Origin of the sequence: Synechococcus sp. CB0101 (assembly GCF_000179235.2) — a bacterium.
In the GTDB taxonomy this organism is placed as follows: Bacteria; Cyanobacteriota; Cyanobacteriia; order PCC-6307; family Cyanobiaceae; genus Vulcanococcus.
Map to the genome: position 1 here is coordinate 349,155 of NZ_CP039373.1, position 17,903 is coordinate 367,057.

Genomic DNA, 17,903 nt, shown 5'->3' on the forward strand with positions numbered 1-17,903 from the left:
TTGCCGGATCAGGCCTCAGGGCACCGCCAGCACCTGGGCATCGGCGATCACCCAGCGTTGGTAAGCCGGCGACACGGCATAGCCGCCGGTGAGGCTTCCGAAGGCGGGAAGCAACAGTTGGCGCTGCTGGCGCTCCAACGCGAAACAGGGCAAGCGCAGGCGATCACTCCCTTGGCCGAGCACGGCCACCGGATGCACATGGCCCGCCACATTCAGCAGGTCGGCCTCCGGCGGGGAGCAGGGTTCGTGGCTCAGCCAGAGATCGCCGCAGCGCCGCGGTGGCCCTGCCGCAAGCCCCTCCAGCCAGCTGCCCTGATCGTGGTTGCCGCCGATCAGCTCCAGCGGGCACCCCAGCAACTCCGGTAGGGCCCGGATCTTGCTGCGCAATTCCGCGGTGAGCCCCAGCCGGCTGTGGATCAGATCCCCCAGCACCACCACCCGCTGCGGTTGCAGCTGCGCCGCCAGATCGAGCAGTTGGTTGAGATTGCTCAGGTCTCCGTCGCTGGGCAGCGGGATACCGCTGGCCTGAAAGCTCTCGGCTTTGCCCAGATGCAGATCCGCCACCAGCAGCAGGCCGGTGGCGGCCTGCCACAGCGCCCGTTGGGGCAACAGCTCGAGCTCAGAGGTTTGCCAGTGCAGCCTTGTGGGCTGCATCAGCGCTGACCCATCACGTGTTGGTACGCGGGGCGCTGCTGGGTGGCCGCGATCGTGGCCTGCACCTGGGGGAAGGGGCTGAGGTCGATCTGGGGGAAGAAGATCGGCAGGTAGGCGAGGTAGGCGTTCACGGCGCAGTCGGCCACGCTCCAGCTGTTGCCCATCAGCGGCCCCTCGCCGAGCTTGCGATCCAGCACCTCCATCAGCCGCGGAAATTCGCGCTCGCGGTTGGAGGGCACGAACAGCGCCGTGGCCAAGGTGGCATTGGCAAACAGCACCCACTGCTGCGCTAGCCCCCGCTCAGCCGCGTTCTGGCATTCGCCGCCATAGCGCTCGGCCAAATACAGCAGGATCGCGCCGCTTTCAAACAGTTGCAGGCGGCCGCCGGGAAGGGTGGGGTCGTCGTCGACCAGGGCCGGCACCTTGCCGAAGGGATTGATGGCGGTGAAGCCTTCCTGGCGGTGCTCTCCAGCCTCCATGTCGAGCAGCTGCCAGGTGTAAGGGATCCCTTTCTCCTCCATGTACCAGCGCGGCATCGAGGCGCGGCTGCGAGCACCGCCGTACAGGGTGAGGGCCATGCGTGCTTGGACAACTGGCTGGTCAGTATCGGGCTCGCCCACGCCGTTTGAAATGGGGATCGGGGCCCTTCCAGCAGCCATCCGCCACGCGCGGCACGTGGCGCACCTGCTCGGTTCGGCCCACATACACCCAGGCTTTCAAGCCGTTGGCGAGCACATGGCACTGGCGTGCATAGAGCCTGGGCACGCCTTCAAAGCGATCCAGCTGTTCCAGCAGAGCGGCATTTACGGCAAAGCATTCGCCCCTGATCGCACAGCCCGGTTCGCTGCAGGGAATGGCCATTGGGAAGGGGCCGAGGTCGTACAGCGCAAAGCCCGGAAGCATGGCTGCACCCCGCCAGCACGCTCCTTGCAGCTGCCCGTGGGCAGCCATGCCTCGCTTGAGGCTGCCGTACACGAACACCAGCGCGTCAGAATCAGCGCCGTTGCCGGCCTGGTTCATGACGATTGCTCTGCTGATTGCACTGGCTGGATCGCTGGGTCTGATGGCGGTGATTGTGCGTCGTCTGGAGCGCTCCTGATTGCTGCGCAGCGCGTGGGCAGAGAACGTCGATCACACCGTTGGCATTGACCGTGCGGATCACGCCGCTGTCGATGCAGGCGATCTGAAACAGCGAGTTGGCGTTGCAGCGTGCTCCGCCTTCCGCATGAATCACCTGCCCGACCCACCAATCGCCGCTTCCTTGCACGGCCACGAGGTCGCCCACCTGCACTGCCAGAAACCGAGGCTCATCCATCGACCGAAGGGTATGTAGTTCAAATGTACTGATCGCGTGCCTTTTTGTGTGTTGTCGGTTGTCGTTGTCTCGGGGTCTGTGCAGGGTGTGGATGCTCTGACCTGATCCGGCCTTGGCTCGTTTCCGCATCACCCCAGCGCTGCCTGCTTTGCTTCTCGGTCTGGCTCTGCCCGCTGAGGCGGCCCCGGCGGTGCAGGTCCTCAACGCCAACATCACTGAATCGGAGGTGGTGGCTGCTCAGAAGGGGTGGTGCGAGGCCCTGCTGAAGATCAGTTCGGCCTATGCCTCAGGCGGGTATGCCAAGGCCAAAGCCACGGCCTCTGCAGTGATTGACCAGGCCTACGCCTATCAATTCGGCCCGGTGGCGTTCAAGCCCACCCTCGCCTCCGGAGCTCAAACCTTCCGCCCCACCCGAGCTGGCGCCCTGGCCTATTTCGTGGGTGGAGATCCGGCCTTCCCGAACGACAAGGGCTTTGCGATCAAGCCCTGGCGCCGCTGTGAGGTGACCAATCAGGTGATCCAGCTCAGCGGTAGCCAGGCCATCACCATGGGCAACGTGAGCTTCACGGATGCCTCCGGCGCAACCACCACTGTTGATAAGACCTGGTCGTTTGTGAAAGAGCCGGACGGTTCGATCCGGATCGTGCTCCACCACTCCTCGTTGCCCTACGGAAGCTGATCGAGCTGCCGCGGATCACTCGGTGCCAATCGCCCGTTATGTGATCCGTGGAACCTGGCGCGAGCTGGATCGGCTTGGCATGGTGAGAGACCCAGGGGTTTGCTTCCCATGAGCTGGTCTGAACTGGAGCGGCTGGTGTGTGATGCCGAGGCCGATGCCGCCATGCAGCGCGCGCTCAGGCACTGCCGCTCGCGCAAAGAGTTGATCCTGGCGGCGCGGCGCCTTGGCTACCGGATCACCCGCCTCGATCTGCAGCGGGCCTGGCAGGAGCATCAGGCCCTGGAGGCAGAAGCTCAGTAGGGCAGCGTGAAGCCCGACTGCATGTTCTTCACGTCGAGCATCACCCAGGTGAGCCACACCACCAGGCCGATCACCCCCGACACCGCCGCAATCCGACCTGCGGCGCGCAACACCAGTTCCAGCAGGCTGATTTCTTTCACGGGCGGCAGGGCGTTCTGGCTCACTATGGGTGGCCGGATGCCGATCTCCGGACCAGCGTGAGGCTAGTGCTGCAAATCCAGCGATGGCGCGCCGTGATGCCGCGGGAGATTTCGTTCAGTTCCTCGTCGGGGGATGCCTGTTTGGGGCAGGGGGATTCCTGCTCGCCAATCAGGTGATGGTGCGATCGGAGCTGGTTTGGGGCCGCTTCGGACGCTGGGGCGGCGGATTTCAGGCTATGCCTTGGGGTACGCCGGGCATGGGGTTGTTGATGGTTCCCCTCGGGATCGGGGTGTGTCTGTTGTTTGCCGGTACCGGTCGCCGCTGGGCGAATCTGCTCATCTGGGCTTCGCTGGCGGCGCTTCTGGTGGGTGTGCTGAACAGCCTGCGGATGACGTTCATGCCTGTCACCCTCTGGCAGCTCGGGGTGTACGTGGTGATGATCGCTGCCGGTGGTGGATTGATGTTTCGCGGTTTGCGTGCCTACGACGATCAGGGCCGCGCCGGTGTTGGCCACTCCGATCCCTCCGCTGAGGGATTGCGCCGTGAGATCGACGAACTCCGGGCTCGGATCGATGCCCAGACCAGCAAAGACTGAGCCTGCCTGGTGGGCTTCCTCAGGTGTTGCGGGAGTGTTCTTGGGGGTAGTAGTGGGCGCCCTGAGCAGCGCCTCGGCTGAACCATGGAAAGCCTGTGCTTTTAACGATCAGGCGATTGGCTGCCGCGATGTGCACCATGCCAATGGCAGCCTCACGATCCATTGGCAGGACGGTCTGTTGATGACCTATCGGTTGATTGAGGAAGGGTTCCCCCGCTCACTGTTGCGGGATTCGCTTGGTGGTGTTTGGCGACGCGAGGTGTTGGTGCAGGGCAATGCCGTGTTCACCCATGCCATCAATGGCAACAGGATTGCGGTGCCGCTGCGATGAGGCGAATCGGTGGGCTGGCAGCGTTGCTGGCGGTGGCTATGCCAGCGGCCGGGGTGGCGGACCCTTGCCCCGCCGGGGTGATCGAACAGCTGGATGGCCTCTATCGCTGGCAGCTGGAGCGCCAGAGCGTGCCCGGCCCGACGCTGATCGCCAGTCAGCTTCCGCGTTTCACCCCTGGATTGGCGGTGTTGCTTCAGGAGGCCACCGCACTGACGCCCGCCGACGGGCGCTTCGTCGACTTTGACCTGTTCAGCGGCACGCAGGTGGAGACCTTTGCTGCCGAGGTGGAGCGATGTACGGGTCAGTCAAGCGGCGCAGTGGTTGCTGAGGTGGCCGTGCGGGCCGGCCTGCGCGGCCGCACCGGTGAAGCTCCGCAGCAGCTGCGCTACGTGATGGAGCCATCGCCGACTCAGGGTTGGCGTATTGCCGACATCGTCTACCCGGGGGAGCCGTCCTTCCTGCTCTCCACGGTTCTGAAGGATTTACTCGAGCAGCGGCCATGAGCGAGATGTGTTCGGCGTTGCCGGTTGCCCTGGTGCAGCTCTGCGCCACGGAGGATGCCGCCCTGAATCGCAGCCAGGCCGAGGCCTGGCTGGAGCGTGCAGTGCTGGAAGCGCCCGGCGGAGTGCGCCCGCGGCTGCTGATGCTGCCCGAAGTGTGGAATGCACCCTATGCAGTGGATCGCTTTGCCGCCTTTGCCGAGCCGATCCCGCAGCCCGGGGCTGATCTCACGCATGGACCATCGCCTTCGTTGGCCATGGTGGCGAGCCTGGCCCGCCGCCATGGTGTGGCGGTGATCGCCGGTTCGATTCCCGAACAGGGCGAAGCTGGGCGCATCTACAACACGGCCACGGTGGTAGATCCCCGTGGGGTGTTGCTGGCGAAGCATCGCAAGCTGCATCTGTTCGATGTGGATGTGCCCGGCGGGATCTGCTTTCGCGAATCCGACAGCCTCACGGCAGGAGAGGATCTCACCGTGCTCAGCGGCTCCAGCGACCCCCTCCGCACCGGCCTGCAAGAACCGCCCAACCTGGGACTGCTGATCTGTTACGACATCCGCTTCCCAGAGCTGGCCTTGCTGATGCAGCAGCGCCACGGCTGCACGCTGTTTGCCTGTCCGGCCGCCTTTAACACCACCACCGGGCCGCGGCATTGGCATCTGGTGATGCGTGCCCGCGCTATCGATACCCAATGCTTTGTACTTGCCTGCTCCAGTGCCAGGCCTCAGGGTGGTGGCTACCCCAGCTACGGCCATTCGCTGGTGGTGGATCCCTGGGGAACGGTGATCGCCGAGGCCGGAGAGGGGGAGCAGGTGTTGCATGCGCAGCTTGATCTGAGCCAGGTGGCGCTGGCACGCCAGGCCATTCCCACGGGTAACCAGCGCCGGCAAGACGTGTATCGCCTCAGTGGTGCGCCCGGTCTGAGCGTTCATGAAGCCGCCTTCATGAAGGGCGATTGCGCTGGGTGAAGAGCGATGTCGATCGTTCCCGACCGGTTGCCGGATGCCTTCGGCCGGTCCATCGTGATGGCAACGGGATTCGGAGGCGCCATTGATGGACGACACCCCCCCTGAGCACCAGACAGGAGCGCGCTGACGATCCGGCCCCTGCTCCAACACTCTCAACGGATCTCTGATGTCCCCCGTGCGCAACTGTTGCGCCGTCCACTGCGCCGCCTGAGGTGCCCCGGATTCAGTGGGACGTCCCCCTAGACACCTGGCCCCAGGTGCCAGCGCCGGCAGCTCCGCCCCACAACCAAAGACTTCAGACCTCGATCGCTGGATCGAGGTTGTTCATGAGCATCACGATGGCAACGCTGGCCCCAATCCGCGGGCAGATCAGCTGAGCAGGCAAACGCCCGGGGCCTTGGTCCCGGGCTTTGTTGTGTTTCCCCGCACTTTGTCCTAGGGATTTGAGCAAGGCAGCACGGAGCGGGTGGTGATGGAACGTGGGCGCGCTGGATGGCTTCGGCCGTTGCTGCTGCTGCCCCTCCTATGGCCGGCGCCAGCGGCAGCGCAGCACATGGCGGCCTACGGCCAACTCGCGCAGCAGTGCCGTGATTCGGGCTCGCCCGCTTCATGCCGCGCGGCTCTGGAGCATTCCCATCGGCTTAAGAACTGGGCTGAAGCGAGTAAGCGCTGGCGCTGTTACACCGCCGTGCTTGGTGCCGAAGCGGAAATGGTGGCAGCAACGCTGACGGCTAATCCCCAGACGCCTTCGTTGGATGCTCTCCAGGAGATGCGGCAGGTGTGCGGGCGTTAGTTCGCCCCCAGCGCCGTTGGTTTGATTTCGCCGCTTTCCATCAGGCAGGCGTTCTGCCAACCCACCTGCAAGGGCACATTGGGGCAGGCGGGGTCGTGAGCTGCGGCCACCGTGTCGGTGCCCCAGCGCAGCGAACCGTTGCGGGAGAACAGTCCGGTTCTTGGGCATTTGTTGCCTTTGCCAGCCAGTTCAGGGTCATGACCGTCTGAACTGAGAACCATGCGTGTCAGTACTCCTCCACGAGGCGAATCGCAGATCACGCGCGTGCAGTAACCAGCTCCTGAGTAGGCATGGCCTGCGGGGCAGGCATTGAGGCTGAGCTTGGTTGGACTCTCTGCCCCCTGCTGATGCATCTGGATACAGCCGGCGTAATCGCGGGCATCCACACAGAGTTGGTGGAGTTCGGGATCAATCGTGGCGAATGCCGGAATGGCCGCAGCGCTGAACAGTGATGAGCTGAGGAGGATGGCTCTCACTGCGTTCATGGCCGTTCATTGCTTTGGGATGAGCCTAGGGGCTGTCTCGAATGCGCTAAACACTGGGATCGTGATCAATGTCTTTGATGAGCGTTCCTGCATTGCCGGCGGTGGTGAGCCTTGCGGCGCTGATCACCTACCAGGGCACGGCGATGGCTGTGGGTCAGGCGCGGGTGAAGCACAAGGTGATGCCACCGGCCACATCCGGCCCTGAGCCGTTTGAGTGCGCTCTGCGGGTGCAGCAGAACACCCTGGAGCAGCTGGTGTTCTTCCTGCCGGTGTTCTGGCTGGCCGCCTTGATGGGCAGCGAAACCTGGGCTTGCCTGCTCGGCTTTATTTGGGTGGGAGGTCGCGTCGCCTACGGCGTGGGTTACCGGTTGGCACCGGGCAAGCGCGGCCCGGGCTTCGGCATCAGCTTTCTGTGTTCGATTGCCCTGCTGGTGATGGCGATCGTGGCGGCGTTCAGCCAGGGATGAGGCGCAGCAGGGTCGCTGCCGTGGCCAGCTGACGCAGGGGAATGCCGAACAGCAGGCTCACAAAGTCGATGGCAACGGTGGCGACCACTGAGGCAGGAAGCGTTCCTGAGAAGTGTAACGAAAGATTGCGCGACCACTTCTTGTGGCCCGGGGCTCAGCCGTGCCCTCCGTTCATGCCCCCGGTGAGTGGGGCTGCTCGATCCCTGCAAGACCGCGGCGAAACAGCTCCCTGGCGTAGTCGGTCCAGGTGCCCTGGCCCCAGTAGCGGAAGCAGCTGGTTTCCAGCAAAAGCAGATGCAGGAGCGCGTTCTGGTAGGCGGGGGTGCGGGTTGTGCCGGGGTCGTCGGCAACGGCTGGATCGAAGCGTTGGTGAAAGCGCGCGCTGAGCTCCTGCATCGGCTCCAGCACGTTGGTGTAGCCCTCCACCCAGCTGATGTTGTTGGTCCAGGACGATCCCTCCAGGTTCACAGGGCCGCCTGAATCCGCTTCTTGCCAGACCCGGTGTTGGCCGGCGGCCTGAATCGCGGTGAAATCCTGTTCCGACACACCGCTGGCCGCCAGCCGATCGAGATACTCCGTGCCGTTGATCGCAGTGGTGCGGCCATCAGCGTCGTCGCGCAGGCGCTGGTAGCTCTGAATGAAAGCCGGCGGGAATTCGTTCATCATCACGCCGCCGTTTTCGCCATCGGCGATCTGAGCCACCAGCGGCGGGATCGTGGTGGATCCGAGCTCAACAGGGTGCAACCCCATCGCTTCATAGAAGGGCTGCATCTGCCCCACCAACTTTGTGTCGGAGCCCTGGGTTTTGATCAGCGCCGTGATCTCGGCCAGCTGGCCGGCGCGATTGCGGGCTACAAGTTGATGGGGAACGAGGCATTCCGCGTGGCTGAGCCCGGAGCCATCGGGGTGCTCCACGCTGTGTTCCTGCACCAACAGCCAGCGGTAGCCCGCCTGTTTCAGGGCCACCACCAGGGCGTAGAGCACATCGGGGTCATTGGGCAGGTGCATCTCCGGTAGGGAGAAACCGCGCACCCGTTGCAGAGCCGCCTCACCGAAGAGGGCCGCGAAGTGGTGCTGCCAGGCCTGGATCTGCAAGGCGAAATCGGCCACCGGTGTGGAGCTGGCCACGGCGTGGCCCCAGAAGGTGCCGAGCCACTCCACATGCGGTTGCAGGCCGGGGTCGCAGGCGAGCTGGTGCAGCGCATCGAGGATGTCGCGCCGGCCCATCTGCTCGAAGCCCCACAGCAAGGTGCCGGAGTAATCGAGCATGATCCGCGGATTGCAGCCCTCTGCCATCAGCTGCGGAATCAGATCCGCCATGCGGCGGTAGCACTGGGCAAAGGGTTCAGCGTTGTGGTTATCGCCTTCGCCTGGGTGCTCCAGCATGTACTGGAGATGGCTGATCAGCTCACCATGGGCCCCGGCGGGGATGGTGGGCTGATGCATGTGGAGCGCGCAGGCAAAGCAGGCGTTCACCCCCGCCAGGCTTTGCGCTGGGCTGGCCGGCGCTGCTTGCGCCATCAGGGCGCGCAGTTCAGCTTCACGGCCAGCAATTGGGGGCAGCGGTTTTAGCGCTTCACAGTTGTCCAGATCCACCAGGCAATCACTCCCACGATCACCCAGGGCAGCAAGGCCCGCAACAACACCAGTGCGCCGATCACCGCCAATGCCGACACCGCCACGCGGCGCGTTAGCGCTTTGGCCTCGTCGGTCATGTATCTCCAGCGGGGAACGATCGGCATCCGTGGCGTAGAGGCTGGTTGGGGTTCTAGCTAAGAGCGGCGGCGGCGATTGGCCTTGCGCGTACCGCCGTAGCGATAGCCGGGTTGCGCGCGCAGGCTGGGCCAGCACTGCGGGCACACCAGTTGCCATTGCGGATCCAACGCCGTGCTCACCCGGTAGTGGATCGGCCCATGGGCCTGGCAGCGCTCGCAGCACATCGTTTCCGCTGGCGCGGCTGGAGGTTGCAGCAGCTCGAGTTCCGGCGGCGTGGCGCGCCGGCCGAGGGCGAGATTGCGATGCGGGTAGCGCCCGAAGCGCCGCAGCAGATCCGCATGGCGTCTGGCGATGGCGGTGGTGGCGGGATCGCTGTAGCGATCAAAGAGCGCCACGCTGGCCTCCACCACCTCAAGGCATTCGCTGTGCAACTGCGGCATCAGCCAGAACTGGCGCCGCACGCGAACCGGTTCAGCCTCAATCCAGCCGAGTTTCAGAGCCCGTTGGCTGAGGGCCAGGGCGCGGGCATCACCGCTGAAGGCCCGGGCCTGATCGCGCCAGATCTGGCGGCTGAATTGATCGAGCACCAGCACCAAGGCCAGGGCGCTCTCTGGCTCCGCTTCCCAGCTGCCGAGACCTCCGGCGCAGGCCTGTTCGGTGAGTGCGCCGAAGCGATGGCGCACCTCAGCGTCGAAGGCGTCGCAGCGGCGAAACCACTGGCGCGGTTTGCTCTCGTTGAACCAGAAGTGGAGAACAGCCTCGGCCCCGATATCGGGGCGGGCATCGCTCATGCGCGCTTCTGGCTGGCGGCGTAGAGCACGGCGCCGCCGGCCACCACGGTGAGCAGCCCCGTGCTGATCAGGAAGCCTGTGAGCATGAACAGGCCAAGCAGCGAGCCAAGCAGCGACATCTTCACCCGCAGCAGCTTCGACTTGATCAGCAGCACCAACAGCAGCATCACCGTGGCTTTCAGGCCGGCGATCCGGGCTGCACTGATCGGGCAGAAGGGATTGAGGAGAAGCATGGCCGCAGTGGCTGGATCACCACTCTGTCGAACCTGGCAGCGGGCTGCGTGGTGCTGCCAGGCTGGGCTGATCTGATCGTTGGATGGATGAAGCGCGCGTTGATCAACGGCCTGGCGGCCGTGGTGATCCTGCTGGGGTTGGCCCTGCCGGCGAGGGCTGAGTTCACGCTGCCGCCGTTGCCCTATGCCCCGGATGCGCTGGAGCCGGCGATCGACGCCACCACGATGACCATCCACCACGACAAGCATCACGGCGCCTACGTGGCCAACCTCAATGGCCAGATCAAGGGCAACCCGCAGCTGGCGAAGCTCAGCCTCGATGCTCTGCAGGGGCAGATCTCGCGCTTCCCGGTGGCGGTGCGCAACAACGGTGGCGGCCACTGGAATCACAGCCAGTTCTGGGCGGTGATGGCGCCGGCGGGTGAGGGCGGAGCACCATCGCCGGAGCTGCTGGCGGCGATTGAGGCGAGCTTCGGCTCGTTGCAGGCGATGCAAACCCAGTTCAGCCAGGCGGCCGCTGCGCGCTTCGGCTCGGGTTGGGCCTGGTTGATTCGCACACCTGATGGGGGTCTGGCGATCACCAGCACCGCCAATCAGGACAACCCCCTGATGGATCTGCCGGAGATCGAGCGCGGCACGCCGTTGCTCGGGCTCGACGTGTGGGAGCACGCCTACTACCTCAACTACCAGAACCGCCGGCCCGACTACATCAGCGCCTGGTGGGATCTGGTGAACTGGAACGAAGTGAACCGCCGCTTCAGCGCATCGGTATGACGGGCAATCTGCAGGCCATCGGCTTTCTGCTCACCTGGGTGCTGGGCTGGGGGATCGGCGGCTCGCTGATCGATGCGGGCCTGATCAATGCAGGGGTGTATTCGCTGGAAACCGGCCAGCTGGGCACCGCCACCACGTTTGTGCTGTGGACCGTGCTCTGGGGTGGTGGCGGCGTTTGGCTCTATCGCTACTGGACCAAGCCCGACGCCAACTGACCGGCTCAGTCGGGCAGCGTGCAGAGCAACTGGGTGGGGAGCCGGCAAGTGCGCCAGTCGCCATTGGCGGCGCACACTTCCACGCCGATCAACTGTTGATGCGGTTCACCGCAGATCTGATCGAGCCAGGCCACGGCATCGCTGAGAGCCTCATCCAGGCTGCTGTAGCAGTCGTCGAGGTGTTGATGGGGCTCGAAGCAGGCATCAATCAGTCGGTAAATCCGTTCCATCGCCTCCACTGTTCCTTTTCCGGATCGTCAATCTGATCCGTAAGGCCGGCCTCACACGGTGTTCAATCCAACTGTTTTAAGGATCGCTTCAGCAATCTTCAGGTGTGCGGGAAGCTGAAGCGCTCAACGGTGCAGGGCTCGGAGCCGCTGGTTTGCTGCACGATCGAGAGGCCGCGCACACTGCCATCCGCCAGAAACCAGCGGTCGTTCTGCAGGGCCTGAAACACCTCACGGGCCTGCTCCAGGCTGGCGAAGCTGCCCACATCGGCGCTGCCCCAGGCGTCGTGGCTGATCACGGTGTAGGTCATGGGGGCATCCTGGCAGTTCTGGATGGGTTCCCTAGGGTTGAGCCAGTTGCCTGAATCTGCAGTGAACACGCTTCGCGTTGCAGCGGCATGTGCCTTGGTGGGTGCTCCGTTGCTGGCCTCCGGTTCTGCCCTCGCCCAGAACCGGATCCCCAAGCTGCCGGGCTACGACCAGTGCCCGCTCGGCTACGTGAACGATCTCAAGCAGAGCTGCTACTCGCCGATCTACTACGACGTGCAGCCCACCAACGGCAAAGCCTGCCCATCCGGCTGGATGAACATCGGCGCCGGCTACTGCAAGAAGAAGACCCTCGGGATCTTCTGATCGCGTCTGATCTCAGTGATGGGGGTGGGTCGCCGTCCAGAGCGCGATCCCTTCCAGGCTGAGCGCCGTGATCAACACGGCGAGTCCAACGCCCCAGGCGATGGCCTGTGGATGGGCGAATTCCCAGATGCCTGTCATGGCTTGAACAGCGGCTGTTTCAATGCTCCTCAGCCGGGCGTTCGCTGTCATGGGTACAACAACTCAAGCGACGTCTCTTCCCAGCACCGGCGCGGTGACCGGGCTGCTCGAGGCGCTGGCGTTCTTCCGCGATCCGGATTTCGCCAGCACGCGCTTTGCGCAGTTCGGGGATGTGTTTGAGACCCGGCTGGTGGGTCAGCAGCTGGTGTTCATCCGAGGTGGTCAGGCGATCAGCGATCTGTTGGCCCAGCCCGAGGCCACAGAGGGCTGGTGGCCCGAGAGCGTGAAACAACTTCTGGGTAGCCGTTCGCTGGCCAACCGCAATGGCGCCGATCACCGCGCCCGCCGGCGGGCGGTGGGTCAACTGTTTTCGGCGGCGGCGCTGAAGCGCTACACGCCGGAGATCGTTGCGCTGGTGGATGGCTTGGCGCTCGAGCTGCAGCAGGCTCCTGCGCCTCTGCGCCTGGTGGATCGCATGCGCCGCTTTGCCTTCAGCGTGATTGCCACGGTGGTGCTGGGGCTGGAGGGCAGCGATGTGGAGGCGCTGTTCGCCGATTTCGAGATCTGGACGCGGGCGCTGTTTTCCGTGCCGATCGCGATCCCGGGCAGCCCGTTTGCCCGGGCGCTCCAGGCCCGGGCACGGCTATTGGCGCGCCTGAAGCAGGTGCTGCAACGTGCCCCGGAGCATCGCAGCGGTGGGCTGGATCTGCTCAGTGGCGCTGTGGATGAGGCTGGCTTGCCTCTCAGTGACGACGACCTGGTGGAGCAGTTGTTGTTGCTGCTTTTCGCCGGCTATGAGACCACGGCCTCCTCGTTGAGCTGCCTGATGGCAGCCCTGTTGCAGCACCCCCAGCAAGCGGCCTGGTTGCAGGAGGAGATCGAGGTGCTTCCTTGGCCTGGCTACGAGGGCGAGTCAACGCCGCGGCTTACGGCGGTGGTGCAGGAGGTGATGCGCCTGAATCCACCGGTGGGTGGCTTCTTCCGCCGCACCACAGCGCCGCTGGTGCTGGCGGGTGTGCAGGTGCCGGCCGGCCGTGTGGTGCAGGTGGCCCTGGCCGCCTCCAACCGCATCAGCTCCAGTGGTGCCGATGATCTGGATCAGTTCCGGCCTGAGCGACACCTCGAGGCAGAGAGCGGTCTCACCCTGCTGCCGTTCGGCGGCGGTGAGCGGGTGTGCCTCGGCAAGGCGCTGGCGGAGCTGGAAATCCGCTTGATGGCAGTGGGTCTGCTGCGTCAGGTGCGGCTGCAGTTGCAGCCCGATCAGGATCTGAGCCTGGCGTTGATCCCCAGCCCCAGCCCGCGCGATGGGCTGCTGGTGATGCCGCTTTAGTTCGGCATCATGGGCGCACTTGTTTGGCCGCCATGCTCCGCTTGCCGTCGCTCGCTGTGGTGGGCCTGGCTGTAACGCTGGTGGGATGCAGCTCAGCTCAGAAGGCCAGCAAGCCGGCCTCGGTGGTGACTGGCCCGATCCAGATCAATCTCGATCTGAAGGATTCCTCCAAGAGCTTTGGTGTGGTGCCCCTCGGTGAGGAGCGCAAGATCTTCAAGGTGGGCTATGGCAAAAACGGTGTGACCTGCGCCGGTAGCCGCTTTGAAGAGGGCTATACGCCGCTGGGCACCTTCAAGGTGAACGCCATCCTCAGCAATGACCGCTTTGAGATGGACCCGGCCTTGATCAAGCAATCGGGCAAAACGGAAGCCGAACTGAAGCAGATGCTGTTCAAAAGCATGAATTCCATCGATTTCAGTGGCGATGGAGAGATCGGTGAATACGGCATCGGCTATGTGAGCCTGGCGCCGGTGAACAGCGTGAAGCAGCCCTTTCGCTTCAACACTTACGACGGCAAATTCCGCTGGTACAGCTTTGCCATTCACGGCAGCAACAACGACGCCCGCATCGGTCAGCGGATCACCGGCGGATGTGTGAATGTGGGCGCGCTGATCCTGAAGGTGTTGCTCAGCAGCGTGAAGCTCGGCGATGAGGTGATCGTGAATGCCAATGGCCCTTGCACGCCTTGATGGCGCTGCTCCACGGCTGCATTCAGCTGTTGCAGACCAGGTTTTGGCCGCGCCAGTTGATCTGGGTGGTGCCCTGATGCTCCCAAAGCTCAACGCCTGAGCCGCTGTAGCGGGCGCCGCTGCCGGATGGAGCAACGGGAAGCAGCACGTGTTGATCACCCACGGCTAACGCTGCACGGCGCGGTTCAGCCTGGTTGAGGTAAACCACTGAGACCGGTGCCTTGATCGGGCCCTGGCATTGCAGAGCCCGGGGCCAATACACACTCAAGGTGTAATCGCCATCACGGGTGAAGCGGATTCCATCCTCACCGTTCTCGCGCTGATAGCCGGTTCCTTGCTCATTGGCGTTGAATCGAAATACCCAGCGCTGCCCCATGTGCACCGTCACATTGCCCTGGCGTTGGCTGAAGCTGCAGGGGCCCGATTCCACAGCAATGGTGTGATCGTGGCGGCTCAGTTGGCAGAAGGCCGCGGTGCTGTCGGCGCGAGCTGTGGCGGGCCAGCTCAACAGGCTCAGGCCGAGCAGGGCGACAGCGGCGTTTGCTTGAACAGGGCGGAGTGTCATGCACAAACGCTAGGGATCAGCCCGTGCAGTGGGACTGTTCAGGCCGCAGGCTGAAACACGGTTTGTGAGCCGTTGATGGTGAGCGTCACCTCCGCCTGGGTGTCGACCGTGAACAAGCTCCAGGTGGCCATGGGCTCGGGATGGCGATGCACCTGCGGCCATTCGATGCGTTGTCCGCCGTAGGTGAGGCCCACGCAGGTGAGGCTCACGTCGTCGGCGAGCAGGCTCCAGAGCAGGGTGAGCTGGCTGCGTTCGTAGGAACTGGGGAGTTGGTGTTGGGCTTCTGCCGGCACCATGCCTGGCTCCAGCCCGATCGTGAGGGCTCGCTCCCAGCTGAGAAAGGTGCCGTCGTGGGTGGGATAAAACCAACAGGTTTCATTGCTGGCTTCGCTCAGTTCGAAGCGATCGAGGCAGTGGAACTGGTTGGGGTCAGCTCCGCTCTGGTACACGCCAATGGCGTTGCTGCGCGGATCGAACTGCGGCACCACGGCATCGCAGATGCAACGGCGGGATGGGCTGTCGCCTGACCAGGGGAGATCGGCCAGATCGTCGGTGGCCGTGGTGCCTGCCGTGAAGATGCGCAGGGCGAAGGCACCACACGGCCCCTGGCGCTGGGCCAGGGCGAGCTCTTCCCATGTGGCCTCCGCTTCCGGGAGGCATGCGGCTGGAGCCACCACAAACACCAGGGGATGGTCCATGGCTGGTGTCTGCGGCGCCCCCATTGTCCAGGGTGTTGATCAGCAGCGCACAGTCTGCTGCTGGGTGCGGTTGAACCGCTTGGTTCGTCGCTGGTGAGACCTCAGCCCTGGCGCTGCCCCAGGGTTGACCACAACCAGGCGCCAAGGCTCATCACCGCGGCGCCCAATGCCAGAAAAGCAATTAGTAGATCGGAGCGTTCCATGGCGGGGCGGGCTGAGCCGCTGGTTCAGGCGTTGGCGGAGCGACCAACCAGGGCTGTGACCAGCCAGGCGGTGATCAGCAGAGCGGGGATCAGGAGGCTCATCAGCCCAGCCCCAGCTGGCCGAGGATGCCTTTGCCGCTGAGCGCTTCAGTGGCGATCGCAATCACGAACCCGAGCATGGCCAGGCGGCCGTTGAGGGATTCCGCAAAGGGCACAAAGCCCGTGCGCTGATAGGGAATCTTGAAGTCGGAGCTGGCCATGATGGTCAAGCGTCTGTTACAGATGTTAACGCTTTGTGACGGGTTTGTCGTCTTTTTGAGGTGCTGCTGGCAAGCATCGGTTCACGGCTTGCCCCACCGCCGTGGCCACGTGTGATGTCGAAGCAGCGTGCAGAGCTGTTGGTTGTCGTCTTGTCTCTCACCCATCACCAGGCAGTGATCCTGAGTTGCCCCCTTCTCCATGACGGGGCGTTTGGTGTTTTCAGCTATCCCTTCAAGCTTTCACAGGCCTCCCCGTCTCCATCCCCATCGAGATAACGGTGCCCCTGCCGCAGTAGCACCTGCGCCTGGGCATAAGAGCCGATCTGGCTGCACGTGTAGCGGCGGCCAGTTGGTGCGCTCGAGCTTGAGCTGGGTTTGCGTTGGCCGGAGCGGTACTCCCACGGCCGCGTCAGCCCACCGTTGACGCCCCAGACGCCAAGCCTCTTCAGCCGGGCCTCCGTTTCCAGGCGCCCGTAGGTCTGCCGGTCGCAACCAGCGATGTACTGCCAGTACACAAAGGCCACGCCGGAAGCCACCAGGGCCTGGTTGAGGTTGCGGCCGCCTCTAGTGAGTTCGGCCACGGAGCGGCCGTAGCCATCGGTGGCCTTGATCCGCAGCTCCACGCTGCTTCCCACGGGCGCCAGGACCTGGAGTTGTTGCCGGGCCTGCGCGCCAAAGGGTGCCTGGCTGGATTCCGGCGCATCGATGCAGGCCAGACGCACGTTCACGGTGCGGTTGCCCTCGCGCACCCGCAGGGTGTCGCCATCGCCGATGGAGAGCACGGTGCCCGTGCGGGTTTGGGCGAGCAGTGCCACGGCTGCCAGCGGCAGGTCCAGGGTGATCACGATTCTCCTGCTGCCAATCGCTCCGCGTACCCCGCCGCCCATACCGCCGGCGCCAGCCCATCGGGCACGAGCCGCCGATAGCTCTCGCTGGCGAGCACCTCACTTAACGCCTCACCGAGCCGTTCCACCGAACGGCTCCCCGGTAGGCGGTGCTTGAGCTGTTGGTGCATCCGCAGCAGATACCAGGCTGATCCCTCCAGCCCGGCGTTGAACTTGCGCCACATCGAAGGGTCGCGGCGGGCATCGAGCACCATGTCGCCCGCGTTATGGGCCTTGTCGGCCGCCGTCACCAACAGCGAGGCCTCAGGCTTGTGCTCCAGAGAGGCGATGTAGCGGGTCTTGCGCAGCAGCCAGGGCTCCTTCTCCCCTCCTGCAGGAGTGCCGTTGGTGTCGGTGCAATCGCGCACGATGTCCGCCACAGGGCTTCCAAACCGTTCGGCGATGGAGGCGTGGCTCTGGCCGGCGTCCTCGATGGCGTCATGCAGCAGGGCGGCGATGGCTTGATCTTCCGTGCCGCCGTCTTCCCACACCAGGGCGCTGACGCTGATCAGGTGGGAGATGTAGGGGATGGCCTTGCCTTTGCGGCGCTGATCCCGGTGGAGCTGCTCAGCCCAGAGCAGGGCTTCCCCGTAGCGGGCGCTCACGCTCATCGAAGCCTTGGCTGATGGGTCTCCATCCTGCGGCGGCCTGGCTGGTTTTTGGTTGTGCGCTGCTCAAGGCAGCTCCATCCAGCCGCAAACCCGGTTGCAGATCTCAAGCGCCAGCGGATCGCGCCGGCATCATGAGCTCCGATTCCCGGCCAAGCAGCCACACGACACGCCATGAGCCGCACACGCAACTTTCTGACTGACTTCCGAGCCTTCATCAACCGCGGCAATGTGGTTGATCTGTCTGTGGCCGTGGTGATCGGCGGGGCCTTCGGGAAGGTGGTGAATGCGGTGGTGACTTTGGTGATGGATTCATTGCTGCAACCTGTTCTCAAGGCGGCGAACGTTGACGCCATTGCCAGCTGGCCAGCCGGTGAGGTGCTGGTAGCAGCGATCAATTTCCTGGTGATTTCATTTGTAGTGTTTTTGATCGTGCGCGCGATCGAAGCCCTGCGGCGCAAGGAAGAAGCCGTTGCGCCACCCGACACTCAGGCCCAACTGGCCGCAGCGGTGACCCGCTTGGCGGATGCCCTGGATCGCCGCCAGCTCTGAACCAGGCCCGGAGTCGTTCTCTCCCCAGCGAATCCGGTCTGGCGGTCTGTTTTCTCATGCCTTGATCAGGAACGATGGCCACAATGCCTGCATCAGGAGGACACGAATGGCAGGTGGTTTGCGGTCTTTGTTGGCTGGTACTGCCCTCACGCTGATCCA

General features: G+C 64.3%; 32 protein-coding genes. 14 read left to right on the forward strand and 18 right to left on the reverse strand.

Annotation, left to right across the window (positions count from 1 at the left end; all coding sequences use genetic code 11):
- Positions 1–15: 15 nt before the first annotated feature.
- Genes pdeM through CB0101_RS01925 form a run of 4 tightly spaced genes read right to left on the reverse strand, consistent with a single transcriptional unit; the run spans position 16 to position 1,969 of the window.
- Positions 16–654, reverse strand: coding sequence for a ligase-associated DNA damage response endonuclease PdeM (gene pdeM, locus CB0101_RS01910; RefSeq protein ID WP_010309167.1), 639 nt, complete (start codon positions 652–654; stop codon positions 16–18).
- Positions 654–1,232: a glutathione S-transferase family protein gene (locus CB0101_RS01915; RefSeq protein WP_010309162.1), complete on the reverse strand. Its 579-nt coding sequence runs from the start codon at positions 1,230–1,232 to the stop codon at positions 654–656. The genes pdeM and CB0101_RS01915 overlap by 1 nt, the downstream gene beginning before the upstream one ends.
- A gap of 22 nt (positions 1,233–1,254) precedes the next feature.
- Positions 1,255–1,674 (reverse strand): gamma-glutamylcyclotransferase, encoded by a 420-nt coding sequence (locus tag CB0101_RS01920; RefSeq protein ID WP_010309158.1) that lies wholly within the window; start codon positions 1,672–1,674, stop codon positions 1,255–1,257.
- Positions 1,649–1,969 carry a DUF3104 domain-containing protein gene (locus CB0101_RS01925; RefSeq protein WP_010309154.1) on the reverse strand — a complete coding sequence of 107 codons (321 nt, stop codon included), beginning with the start codon at positions 1,967–1,969 and terminating at the stop codon, positions 1,649–1,651. Before CB0101_RS01925 ends, CB0101_RS01920 begins: the two co-directional genes overlap by 26 nt.
- Positions 1,970–2,081: 112 nt before the next feature.
- On the opposite strand from CB0101_RS01925, the gene CB0101_RS01930 reads away from it, so the two are divergent.
- Both CB0101_RS01930 and CB0101_RS01935 read left to right on the forward strand, forming a co-directional pair.
- On the forward strand, positions 2,082–2,648 hold the full coding sequence (locus tag CB0101_RS01930) for a hypothetical protein (RefSeq protein WP_010309150.1): 567 nt from the start codon (positions 2,082–2,084) through the stop codon (positions 2,646–2,648).
- A gap of 108 nt (positions 2,649–2,756) precedes the next feature.
- On the forward strand, positions 2,757–2,948 hold the full coding sequence (locus CB0101_RS01935; protein WP_010309146.1) for a Nif11 family protein: 192 nt from the start codon (positions 2,757–2,759) through the stop codon (positions 2,946–2,948).
- Here the strand turns inward: CB0101_RS01935 and CB0101_RS15210 are convergent.
- On the reverse strand, positions 2,942–3,112 hold the full coding sequence (locus tag CB0101_RS15210) for a hypothetical protein (protein WP_010309142.1): 171 nt from the start codon (positions 3,110–3,112) through the stop codon (positions 2,942–2,944). The two genes, CB0101_RS01935 and CB0101_RS15210, sit on opposite strands and share 7 nt — an antisense overlap.
- 59 nt (positions 3,113–3,171) lie before the next feature.
- Between CB0101_RS15210 and CB0101_RS01940 the strand changes: the two genes are divergently transcribed.
- The 5 genes from CB0101_RS01940 (at position 3,172) to CB0101_RS01960 (ending at position 6,276) form a co-directional block, all read left to right on the forward strand.
- Complete coding sequence (locus CB0101_RS01940; protein ID WP_010309138.1) at positions 3,172–3,684, forward strand: hypothetical protein; 513 nt, start codon at positions 3,172–3,174, stop codon at positions 3,682–3,684.
- 34 nt (positions 3,685–3,718) lie between these two features.
- The gene (locus CB0101_RS01945; RefSeq protein WP_071778132.1) at positions 3,719–4,015 is read left to right on the forward strand and encodes a hypothetical protein; all 297 of its coding nucleotides are present in this window, start codon (positions 3,719–3,721) and stop codon (positions 4,013–4,015) included.
- Positions 4,012–4,518: a hypothetical protein gene (locus CB0101_RS01950; protein WP_246833804.1), complete on the forward strand. Its 507-nt coding sequence runs from the start codon at positions 4,012–4,014 to the stop codon at positions 4,516–4,518. The genes CB0101_RS01945 and CB0101_RS01950 overlap by 4 nt, the downstream gene beginning before the upstream one ends.
- Positions 4,515–5,483 carry a carbon-nitrogen hydrolase family protein gene (locus tag CB0101_RS01955; protein WP_010309130.1) on the forward strand — a complete coding sequence of 323 codons (969 nt, stop codon included), beginning with the start codon at positions 4,515–4,517 and terminating at the stop codon, positions 5,481–5,483. The genes CB0101_RS01950 and CB0101_RS01955 overlap by 4 nt, the downstream gene beginning before the upstream one ends.
- A gap of 472 nt (positions 5,484–5,955) precedes the next feature.
- On the forward strand, positions 5,956–6,276 hold the full coding sequence (locus tag CB0101_RS01960; RefSeq protein ID WP_010309124.1) for a hypothetical protein: 321 nt from the start codon (positions 5,956–5,958) through the stop codon (positions 6,274–6,276).
- On the opposite strand, the gene CB0101_RS01965 is transcribed toward CB0101_RS01960, so the two are convergent.
- Entirely contained in the window at positions 6,273–6,761 is a 489-nt protein-coding gene (locus CB0101_RS01965; RefSeq protein WP_010309119.1) for a hypothetical protein, read from the reverse strand. The genes CB0101_RS01960 and CB0101_RS01965 overlap by 4 nt on opposite strands.
- Before the next feature lie 77 nt (positions 6,762–6,838).
- On the opposite strand from CB0101_RS01965, the gene CB0101_RS01970 reads away from it, so the two are divergent.
- The gene (locus tag CB0101_RS01970) at positions 6,839–7,228 is read left to right on the forward strand and encodes an MAPEG family protein (protein ID WP_029552982.1); all 390 of its coding nucleotides are present in this window, start codon (positions 6,839–6,841) and stop codon (positions 7,226–7,228) included.
- Positions 7,229–7,399: 171 nt separating this feature from the next.
- Here the strand turns inward: CB0101_RS01970 and CB0101_RS01975 are convergent, their stop codons facing one another.
- Genes CB0101_RS01975 through CB0101_RS01985 form a run of 4 tightly spaced genes read right to left on the reverse strand, consistent with a single transcriptional unit; the run spans position 7,400 to position 9,968 of the window.
- Positions 7,400–8,749: a glycosyl hydrolase family 57 gene (locus CB0101_RS01975; protein WP_050778780.1), complete on the reverse strand. Its 1,350-nt coding sequence runs from the start codon at positions 8,747–8,749 to the stop codon at positions 7,400–7,402.
- Between the two features lie 47 nt (positions 8,750–8,796).
- A complete protein-coding gene (locus CB0101_RS15215; protein ID WP_168187928.1) occupies positions 8,797–8,970 on the reverse strand; it encodes a hypothetical protein in 174 nt (57 codons plus the stop codon).
- A gap of 30 nt (positions 8,971–9,000) precedes the next feature.
- Positions 9,001–9,735 (reverse strand): DUF924 family protein, encoded by a 735-nt coding sequence (locus CB0101_RS01980; protein ID WP_010309100.1) that lies wholly within the window; start codon positions 9,733–9,735, stop codon positions 9,001–9,003.
- Positions 9,732–9,968 carry a hypothetical protein gene (locus CB0101_RS01985; protein ID WP_010309096.1) on the reverse strand — a complete coding sequence of 79 codons (237 nt, stop codon included), beginning with the start codon at positions 9,966–9,968 and terminating at the stop codon, positions 9,732–9,734. Before CB0101_RS01985 ends, CB0101_RS01980 begins: the two co-directional genes overlap by 4 nt.
- Before the next feature lie 87 nt (positions 9,969–10,055).
- Between CB0101_RS01985 and CB0101_RS01990 the strand changes: the two genes are divergently transcribed.
- Entirely contained in the window at positions 10,056–10,742 is a 687-nt protein-coding gene (locus CB0101_RS01990; RefSeq protein WP_029552980.1) for a superoxide dismutase, read from the forward strand.
- Positions 10,739–10,957 carry a hypothetical protein gene (locus tag CB0101_RS01995; RefSeq protein WP_010309088.1) on the forward strand — a complete coding sequence of 73 codons (219 nt, stop codon included), beginning with the start codon at positions 10,739–10,741 and terminating at the stop codon, positions 10,955–10,957. The genes CB0101_RS01990 and CB0101_RS01995 overlap by 4 nt, the downstream gene beginning before the upstream one ends.
- Positions 10,958–10,962: 5 nt before the next feature.
- On the opposite strand, the gene CB0101_RS02000 is transcribed toward CB0101_RS01995, so the two are convergent.
- Together CB0101_RS02000 and CB0101_RS02005 are read right to left on the reverse strand one after the other, a co-directional pair.
- A complete protein-coding gene (locus tag CB0101_RS02000; protein WP_010309084.1) occupies positions 10,963–11,187 on the reverse strand; it encodes a hypothetical protein in 225 nt (74 codons plus the stop codon).
- A gap of 98 nt (positions 11,188–11,285) precedes the next feature.
- Entirely contained in the window at positions 11,286–11,495 is a 210-nt protein-coding gene (locus CB0101_RS02005) for a hypothetical protein (RefSeq protein WP_010309080.1), read from the reverse strand.
- A 61-nt stretch (positions 11,496–11,556) separates the two neighbouring features.
- Here CB0101_RS02005 and CB0101_RS02010 point away from each other — a divergent pair, with 61 nt between their 5' ends.
- Positions 11,557–11,817, forward strand: a complete 261-nt coding sequence (locus tag CB0101_RS02010) for a hypothetical protein (protein ID WP_043717653.1) — start codon at positions 11,557–11,559, stop codon at positions 11,815–11,817.
- A gap of 12 nt (positions 11,818–11,829) precedes the next feature.
- Here CB0101_RS02010 and CB0101_RS15735 read toward each other — a convergent pair whose 3' ends face one another.
- Positions 11,830–11,955 (reverse strand): hypothetical protein, encoded by a 126-nt coding sequence (locus CB0101_RS15735; RefSeq protein WP_010309073.1) that lies wholly within the window; start codon positions 11,953–11,955, stop codon positions 11,830–11,832.
- 49 nt (positions 11,956–12,004) lie between these two features.
- Here CB0101_RS15735 and CB0101_RS02015 point away from each other — a divergent pair, with 49 nt between their 5' ends.
- Both CB0101_RS02015 and CB0101_RS02020 read left to right on the forward strand, forming a co-directional pair.
- On the forward strand, positions 12,005–13,285 hold the full coding sequence (locus tag CB0101_RS02015) for a cytochrome P450 (RefSeq protein ID WP_029552979.1): 1,281 nt from the start codon (positions 12,005–12,007) through the stop codon (positions 13,283–13,285).
- Between the two features lie 32 nt (positions 13,286–13,317).
- On the forward strand, positions 13,318–13,974 hold the full coding sequence (locus CB0101_RS02020) for a L,D-transpeptidase (protein ID WP_010309064.1): 657 nt from the start codon (positions 13,318–13,320) through the stop codon (positions 13,972–13,974).
- Positions 13,975–13,996: 22 nt separating this feature from the next.
- Here CB0101_RS02020 and CB0101_RS02025 read toward each other — a convergent pair whose 3' ends face one another.
- The 5 genes from CB0101_RS02025 to CB0101_RS02045 form a co-directional block, all read right to left on the reverse strand.
- Positions 13,997–14,539 (reverse strand): MliC family protein, encoded by a 543-nt coding sequence (locus CB0101_RS02025; RefSeq protein ID WP_010309060.1) that lies wholly within the window; start codon positions 14,537–14,539, stop codon positions 13,997–13,999.
- A gap of 38 nt (positions 14,540–14,577) precedes the next feature.
- Positions 14,578–15,237 (reverse strand): hypothetical protein, encoded by a 660-nt coding sequence (locus tag CB0101_RS02030; RefSeq protein WP_010309057.1) that lies wholly within the window; start codon positions 15,235–15,237, stop codon positions 14,578–14,580.
- 304 nt (positions 15,238–15,541) lie between these two features.
- A complete protein-coding gene (locus CB0101_RS02035; RefSeq protein ID WP_043717650.1) occupies positions 15,542–15,700 on the reverse strand; it encodes a chlorophyll a/b-binding protein in 159 nt (52 codons plus the stop codon).
- 224 nt (positions 15,701–15,924) lie between these two features.
- Entirely contained in the window at positions 15,925–16,545 is a 621-nt protein-coding gene (locus CB0101_RS02040) for a thermonuclease family protein (protein ID WP_010309047.1), read from the reverse strand.
- The gene (locus CB0101_RS02045) at positions 16,542–17,195 is read right to left on the reverse strand and encodes an HD domain-containing protein (protein WP_136643933.1); all 654 of its coding nucleotides are present in this window, start codon (positions 17,193–17,195) and stop codon (positions 16,542–16,544) included. The genes CB0101_RS02040 and CB0101_RS02045 overlap by 4 nt, the downstream gene beginning before the upstream one ends.
- A 171-nt stretch (positions 17,196–17,366) precedes the next feature.
- Here CB0101_RS02045 and mscL point away from each other — a divergent pair, with 171 nt between their 5' ends.
- Complete coding sequence (mscL, locus tag CB0101_RS02050) at positions 17,367–17,744, forward strand: large conductance mechanosensitive channel protein MscL (RefSeq protein ID WP_136643934.1); 378 nt, start codon at positions 17,367–17,369, stop codon at positions 17,742–17,744.
- The last annotated feature ends 159 nt before the right edge of the window (positions 17,745–17,903 follow it).

Bases quoted from the DNA above. Each gene is read 5' to 3' on its own strand.
- mscL (WP_136643934.1), top strand. From the start codon at position 17,367: ATGAGCCGCACACGCAACTTTCTGACTGACTTCCGAGCCTTCATCAAC.
- CB0101_RS01920 (WP_010309158.1), bottom strand. From the start codon at position 1,674: ATGAACCAGGCCGGCAACGGCGCTGATTCTGACGCGCTGGTGTTCGTG.
- CB0101_RS01960 (WP_010309124.1), top strand. From the start codon at position 5,956: ATGGAACGTGGGCGCGCTGGATGGCTTCGGCCGTTGCTGCTGCTGCCC.
- pdeM (WP_010309167.1), bottom strand. From the start codon at position 654: ATGCAGCCCACAAGGCTGCACTGGCAAACCTCTGAGCTCGAGCTGTTG.
- CB0101_RS02020 (WP_010309064.1), top strand. From the start codon at position 13,318: ATGCTCCGCTTGCCGTCGCTCGCTGTGGTGGGCCTGGCTGTAACGCTG.
- CB0101_RS01980 (WP_010309100.1), bottom strand. From the start codon at position 9,735: ATGAGCGATGCCCGCCCCGATATCGGGGCCGAGGCTGTTCTCCACTTC.
- CB0101_RS01990 (WP_029552980.1), top strand. From the start codon at position 10,056: ATGAAGCGCGCGTTGATCAACGGCCTGGCGGCCGTGGTGATCCTGCTG.
- CB0101_RS02045 (WP_136643933.1), bottom strand. From the start codon at position 17,195: ATGAGCGTGAGCGCCCGCTACGGGGAAGCCCTGCTCTGGGCTGAGCAG.
- CB0101_RS02030 (WP_010309057.1), bottom strand. From the start codon at position 15,237: ATGGACCATCCCCTGGTGTTTGTGGTGGCTCCAGCCGCATGCCTCCCG.
- CB0101_RS02005 (WP_010309080.1), bottom strand. From the start codon at position 11,495: ATGACCTACACCGTGATCAGCCACGACGCCTGGGGCAGCGCCGATGTG.
- CB0101_RS01950 (WP_246833804.1), top strand. From the start codon at position 4,012: ATGAGGCGAATCGGTGGGCTGGCAGCGTTGCTGGCGGTGGCTATGCCA.
- CB0101_RS15215 (WP_168187928.1), bottom strand. From the start codon at position 8,970: ATGCCGATCGTTCCCCGCTGGAGATACATGACCGACGAGGCCAAAGCG.
- CB0101_RS01970 (WP_029552982.1), top strand. From the start codon at position 6,839: ATGAGCGTTCCTGCATTGCCGGCGGTGGTGAGCCTTGCGGCGCTGATC.
- CB0101_RS01940 (WP_010309138.1), top strand. From the start codon at position 3,172: ATGGCGCGCCGTGATGCCGCGGGAGATTTCGTTCAGTTCCTCGTCGGG.
- CB0101_RS01915 (WP_010309162.1), bottom strand. From the start codon at position 1,232: ATGGCCCTCACCCTGTACGGCGGTGCTCGCAGCCGCGCCTCGATGCCG.
- CB0101_RS01955 (WP_010309130.1), top strand. From the start codon at position 4,515: ATGAGCGAGATGTGTTCGGCGTTGCCGGTTGCCCTGGTGCAGCTCTGC.
- CB0101_RS15735 (WP_010309073.1), bottom strand. From the start codon at position 11,955: ATGACAGGCATCTGGGAATTCGCCCATCCACAGGCCATCGCCTGGGGC.
- CB0101_RS01925 (WP_010309154.1), bottom strand. From the start codon at position 1,969: ATGGATGAGCCTCGGTTTCTGGCAGTGCAGGTGGGCGACCTCGTGGCC.
- CB0101_RS02000 (WP_010309084.1), bottom strand. From the start codon at position 11,187: ATGGAACGGATTTACCGACTGATTGATGCCTGCTTCGAGCCCCATCAA.
- CB0101_RS01965 (WP_010309119.1), bottom strand. From the start codon at position 6,761: ATGAACGCAGTGAGAGCCATCCTCCTCAGCTCATCACTGTTCAGCGCT.
- CB0101_RS01975 (WP_050778780.1), bottom strand. From the start codon at position 8,749: ATGGCGCAAGCAGCGCCGGCCAGCCCAGCGCAAAGCCTGGCGGGGGTG.
- CB0101_RS02035 (WP_043717650.1), bottom strand. From the start codon at position 15,700: ATGGCCAGCTCCGACTTCAAGATTCCCTATCAGCGCACGGGCTTTGTG.
- CB0101_RS02025 (WP_010309060.1), bottom strand. From the start codon at position 14,539: ATGACACTCCGCCCTGTTCAAGCAAACGCCGCTGTCGCCCTGCTCGGC.
- CB0101_RS01995 (WP_010309088.1), top strand. From the start codon at position 10,739: ATGACGGGCAATCTGCAGGCCATCGGCTTTCTGCTCACCTGGGTGCTG.
- CB0101_RS02015 (WP_029552979.1), top strand. From the start codon at position 12,005: ATGGGTACAACAACTCAAGCGACGTCTCTTCCCAGCACCGGCGCGGTG.
- CB0101_RS01985 (WP_010309096.1), bottom strand. From the start codon at position 9,968: ATGCTTCTCCTCAATCCCTTCTGCCCGATCAGTGCAGCCCGGATCGCC.
- CB0101_RS01935 (WP_010309146.1), top strand. From the start codon at position 2,757: ATGAGCTGGTCTGAACTGGAGCGGCTGGTGTGTGATGCCGAGGCCGAT.